This is a genomic window from Pseudomonas gessardii (assembly GCF_001983165.1).
Lineage (GTDB): Bacteria > Pseudomonadota > Gammaproteobacteria > Pseudomonadales > Pseudomonadaceae > Aquipseudomonas > Aquipseudomonas gessardii.
The window spans coordinates 1-4,637 of the sequence record NZ_MNPU01000096.1 but is presented as its reverse complement, the minus strand read 5'-3'; the positions used below and the strand labels follow the sequence as shown (position 1 = coordinate 4,637).

The following is a 4,637-nucleotide window of genomic DNA, read 5'->3' as shown; positions in this document are numbered from 1 at the left end:
TCGGTTGATCAAGCAGGCAATCCTGCGCAAGCTGAGGCCTTGGGCATGACTAACTTGAATGGTGGCACGCTCTTCAACGCTGAGTTCGGAATAAGACATAGGGCAGCACCGTACCGGAAAGGTCAGGTGTTGCACTCAGTTTTTGCCGCCGCCTCACTATTAAATCTTCTCTTGCAGTTGGCTTATCAGTTCCTCAAGAGCCTCTTGATCTGGCTGTGTATCAACGAATCTAAGCGTTTTATCTGAAAGGACTTCCATGACACCCCACTTCAGTTCGTGTAAATCCTGGCCCGGCTCCGGTGGAGTCTCCCAATAGGGAAAGCTTCTGACTACATGAGGCGGAATCTTTGTGATCATGGCTGAATCTCAGTATTTTCTGTCAAGGCAAAGGCTGAATGCTAATCGGTGTATAAATATACAGTCCTGATTCACCACTAAAAACAGCGTCAAAAGTACGTCATTTCCAGCTCGTAAATGACTTGCAGAACGGCAACACCTATAAAAGTTGTCTCATAGCACAGCATAAGCTAGGGCCATGCCTACAGCAAACATTAGGACTGCACAGACCGTTTAAGACTTGACAAGTTTCATTAATTTGATGCTTTTTTTCAATTGCTCAGACCACCGGCGCCTTGATCCATCCAATGGTTCCATAGCGGCCTGGCTATCTAAAGCATAGGTGATTACCGGAATCTCTACCCCCGCAGCTAAAGGTTATCCATAAAGCAACTTGGTTAAACCTTAGGCCTATGCGCCAGGCTTCCGGCTAATGCTACACGCGTATTCCATCCAGGGCAGCATATCGACATACAGATCTGGTTACTCAAATCTGAAGTCGAGGTCGTTTACTGGCAGGCATTCATAGCCACCTTAGGGCTAAGCCAACCTTGCCTGTATGCCTCTGCCATCGCCACTTTGAGCTCTGGGATAGATGAGATATCACAAGACACCGTGGGTTTCTTGCCCCCATGGTCTGTGGGCAGTTCCAAGATCACCTGCAGGGGGTCGTTCAGCGAGACCTGGAATCTTATGCTCGGAAGACCGGCGAAGGTCACACAAATCTTCGCCTGGTGCAGTTCGGCGTAAGCTTGCCGTGCCTCCCCTTCATGCTCATACGCCAGAGAGACGTGGTGTTTGGTTGAATTGGTCATAAATAATCCCTGGCGTTTGGTCTACGCAAATTTGCGTGACGCTTAGTGCTTTGTTTTGGGCCCTCGCCTCGTTGCGTATGAACCGATCTTCACTGCTCAGCATGTGTATCCGAGCAGGAGCAGAGCACTTCAGCCAGTGTTCTGCTATCACTGAAAACAACTCGATACGGCTCAGGCCGAGCAAATGCTCAGGCTCGATCTTGGGTAGCTGTTCGAAGGTGGTGAATCGAGTTTGCGGTTGCACCACTCTGTGTTTTGGTTGCGCGACTGCGGTTGCCATATATCCCTATCTCGAAGTCTAAAAACCATATTCTGTCATGGCACTTTGCCTTCGTGTTCATGTTTTCAGACTGAATTATCGTCTGAAATATGCAGTTACAATGGTTTTGAGAATCATTCACTAGAGATCAGAGAACGGTCAATTCCCTTTAGAAAGGTCTCAAACTGTTCGGCTAAGCGTTTAGCATCAACGGATTTTTCGCAGCGAACCTCAACTTTTTTCCCTTCAACACGAACTCGACCTATCCCGCTGATCTCGGTATCGGTGAACTTGTTAGTCGGATTTTTCTGGTTCAGGGCTGCAATTTCCTTAGCCAGCCACCTCAGTGCGTGCTCCTGACTCCACTTTTGATCTCTCATTGCAGTTACAGCTTTAAGAAGTAATTCTGGAGCTGTACTGCTGAACTGAACAAAATCTTTAGCCCATTTTCCGCCGATCAGCGACGGTATCTCGTCCAGAATCAGACGTACCGCTTTCGGAAGCTCCATAAGCAGCAGGCATCTACTAATCACCGAGTGATTTACCCCTACTCTCCTTCCCAAACTTCGAATCGAACGCTCACCTTTTGATTCCAATATCGAAGAATAAGATTTTCCTCGCTCGTATTCAGTGAGTGTTTCCTGGCCTTCGTTGTCCGTCAGTGCCAGGATTTGTGCCATAGAGTCATCCAACTCGCGCACATGTGAGGTAATAGTATCCCGGCCTAGTAGTTTGTGAGCCCTCCATCTACGCTCACCTCCAATTAGCTCAAAAGATCCATCTCCTAATGGCCTGACAGTAATAGGCTTGACCAAGCCAACTGATGCAATGGAGTTGGCGAGTTCCTCAATTGCAGTTTCACTGAACGTGAGTCGAGGCTGAAATGGAGATACACGTATTAGCTCTGTGCGAATTTCAGCGATCACCCCACTTCCTATAACCAGGTTACTGGTTTCTGTGATTGCCTGAGCATTTGCAGACACTACTGCAGTTTCGTGTCCAACCGGCGGATTGCCTCCGGATTCTGACTGTTTCTGAGCAAGCATTTCTCTTACCGAAACGTTCAAGTTGGGTTCTGGCAATTCTGCTGGCGCTCGTTTTACTCCTGACATCCAGCTTGGAGCTTTTTTTGGATTACCAGGGAAATCCTCTGACTTAGCCATTTCTTCTCCTTCAATCAACCTTGGTCTTGTCCAATTTCCTTTCGGGTGGTGCTCGGAGCACCAGTACCCCAGTTATCTCAAGTGGTGCTCGGAGCACCAGTCTCCTGAAATGTACAGTGGTGCTCGGAGCACCATTTACTGGGATGCAAATTCTCGAACCTTTTGAAGGATCTCGCTGAATACAGATCGCATAGAATCAATGGATTTGTTGGTTGCACCCTTCCAGACAATCAGCGGGACACCTTGATCTAACGCCTTGCCGTAGTCTTCTGAATAGTAGAGCTTTTCCTCAGCAACCCGTCCTGGAAACAGATCGTTCAGAACAACTAGGTTGTTCAGAATACGTTTGCGGTTACGAATGAACATCGTCGGAATCGCCAAAACAACCGGAGAACGGCGGTAAGCCTTCGCGAAACGAACCATCCATTCATTCAATCGCATCAATGCGCGGAAAGAGAACTTATCCATCCGGACAGGGCAAATAACGAAGTCACTTGCGACAATAGAGTTTTTAGTCAGGCGAGAAGCAGTAGGGGCATTGTCAAAAAGGATGACGTCATAGTTCGACGTATCAATGCCCTCGATCTCACCGTTTCGCGCGCGCTCCAACCAATCGGCGTACCAGAAATCCATATTATTCTCGGCGTCCAACGCGACAACTAGATCCTCAAGATATGCATCAGCAGGGATAAGATGAGGACCGTTTTCACCGAATGGTTTCTTCACAACCTGCGCAAAATTCAACGGTTCAAATTGCCTACCTCTGAGTTCGGGGCTCAGCAGGTTACCGAGGTTGCCATCAACATATCGGTCTGGCGGTATACCCATAGTTTCAAGGTCAGTTCTTGACAAATCTGGGTCATATCCCAACTCACTTGAGGAATCGCCCTGGGGATCGTTGTCGATGATTAGAACTCGGAGCCCTTGCATCTGAAGGGAGATGGCCAGGTTAACCGTCACTGTGGTTTTGCCTGTACCACCCTTAGGAACAAAGGTCGAAATCACCACTTGTCGTGATAAACCTTTGGCTTGACCTTTTGCTCTGCGTATCGCTGCAATGTCAAAGATGTCACTCAACGTGTAAGCGCGAGTAGGGACTGTTCCGCGTGGAATCCTACGGATTTCAAGACCGTTTTCATCTTCAATATCTTGCAGGCGACGAGTCGTTAATCCGAAGCAATCGGCCGCGAATTTAGGTGGGTAGAGGAGGGTGGAAAAATCGGTGTAATAGACCGATTCCTCTTCAAACTGCTCGCTTGACTGCTGCATGAAATTCCCTGCATGTGTTGAATACAGGTCAATCATAATCCTTAAAGCTGCTTTTTCAAGGAGAAAACACGGTACAGGGCTTTTTTAGGCTACTGAAACCGAACCTATGCACGTTTTTTTGAGCATCAAGTTCGGCTTTATTTCGGTTTTTGATTGCTTAGCCCGAATTACTGTTCAGGTGAAAAGGGGAGGGGAGACTACTGTTCTGGCTAAGCGTACTGTTGTTGAGCCAGGGTACGGGCGCGTTTGAAGTCTGCGCTGATGTAGTTGACTGTGAACTGAGAATCAAGAGGATGCGATTCAACAATCACCTCAGTCGTCCCGTACCTGAAAAAAATGTCCTCAGATCCTAGGCTCGATTGATCGCCAGTCATCTCAAGCTTGCTTCGCAAGCCTTCCACAACCTCTTCCAGATGTAGCTTGTCTGCTTTTACCGTAGCTACGTCTAGCACTCCCTTTGCGTTAAAGGCTAACTGGATGTCAGTAATACCCTCCATATTGATCTCCCACTCCGAAAGATTGAGTACGGGGCCACCCGTGTATGACGTACCAATCTTGTCAATAATGGTGTAGTGCTGCTGAACGTCGATGATCGTTGTAACGCCTACGGATAGACTTGCCGGCTCCGGTGCAATAGCAGCCATGCTTATCAGATAGGCAGCTACACCGTATGCGTCCGGCCAACACACCTTCCTGACCCCGACGCCAAAGGCGATGGTGTCCACCTAATTTAAGTGGACACCATTTCTAGCCTTTTAAGCGGGTCTTTCCATGCAGCCACAACGCCGTTCCTAC

5 protein-coding genes are annotated in these 4,637 nt (G+C 48.2%); all 5 read right to left on the bottom strand.

Features of this window, described 5'->3' with window-relative positions:
* Positions 1–99, bottom strand: a 99-nt coding sequence (locus tag BLL38_RS29535; protein ID WP_130898222.1) for a helix-turn-helix domain-containing protein, incomplete at its 3' end; no start/stop codon positions are given.
* A gap of 746 nt (positions 100–845) precedes the next feature.
* Positions 846–1,151 carry a hypothetical protein gene (locus BLL38_RS29525; protein ID WP_076965345.1) on the bottom strand — a complete coding sequence of 102 codons (306 nt, stop codon included), beginning with the start codon at positions 1,149–1,151 and terminating at the stop codon, positions 846–848.
* 393 nt (positions 1,152–1,544) lie between these two features.
* Complete coding sequence (locus BLL38_RS29515; RefSeq protein ID WP_076965343.1) at positions 1,545–2,573, bottom strand: ParB/RepB/Spo0J family partition protein; 1,029 nt, start codon at positions 2,571–2,573, stop codon at positions 1,545–1,547.
* A 135-nt stretch (positions 2,574–2,708) separates the two neighbouring features.
* Positions 2,709–3,842, bottom strand: coding sequence for a ParA family protein (locus BLL38_RS29510; protein WP_076965348.1), 1,134 nt, complete (start codon positions 3,840–3,842; stop codon positions 2,709–2,711).
* Between the two features lie 209 nt (positions 3,843–4,051).
* On the bottom strand, positions 4,052–4,567 hold the full coding sequence (locus BLL38_RS29505; protein WP_169922484.1) for a hypothetical protein: 516 nt from the start codon (positions 4,565–4,567) through the stop codon (positions 4,052–4,054).
* Between the last annotated feature and the right edge of the window lie 70 nt (positions 4,568–4,637).

Bases quoted from the DNA above. Each gene is read 5' to 3' on its own strand.
- BLL38_RS29510 (WP_076965348.1), bottom strand. From the start codon at position 3,842: ATGCAGCAGTCAAGCGAGCAGTTTGAAGAGGAATCGGTCTATTACACC.
- BLL38_RS29525 (WP_076965345.1), bottom strand. From the start codon at position 1,151: ATGACCAATTCAACCAAACACCACGTCTCTCTGGCGTATGAGCATGAA.
- BLL38_RS29515 (WP_076965343.1), bottom strand. From the start codon at position 2,573: ATGGCTAAGTCAGAGGATTTCCCTGGTAATCCAAAAAAAGCTCCAAGC.